We start from the raw sequence: 451 nt of genomic DNA, 5'->3' as shown, positions 1-451 counted from the left end.
TCTTTTGGGACAAGCAGCATACCTATTCAACTTCATCGTTCTATCCCGGGTTCAAGAACAGCTCAACAAACCCCTGTTCAGAGATTGCGATGCAGGGTGGAGATTCCTGCCGCTTAATCGCAGTGAACCTTTACAATTTTGTTGATAATCCCTTTACCGAAAATGCTTCTTTCAACCATGAGAAGTTCTACAAAGTGATCTATGAAACTCAGCGGTTAATGGATGATCTTGTTGATCTTGAACTGGAAGCAGTAGAAAAGATCCTTGCAAAGATCAGTCAGGATGAGGAGCCCGATTTCATTAAGAAGAACGAGATCGACACCTGGAAATTACTTGCCGAAAATGGTAAAAATGGAAGACGTACCGGCCTTGGCTTTACCGCTCTTGCCGATGCTGTTGCTGCTCTTGGAGTGAAATTCGATACAGATGAAGCTCTTGAAGTGGTTGATAA

At 43.2% G+C, this 451-nt stretch carries 1 pseudogene; it reads left to right on the top strand.

The annotated features are described in order from the left end of the window. Positions 1-451, top strand: a pseudogene (locus HC176_RS16480) (adenosylcobalamin-dependent ribonucleoside-diphosphate reductase); the annotation flags it as partial.

It is taken from the genome of Tamlana crocina (assembly GCF_012037625.1).
This window is presented reverse-complemented; position numbering and strand designations above follow the sequence as displayed.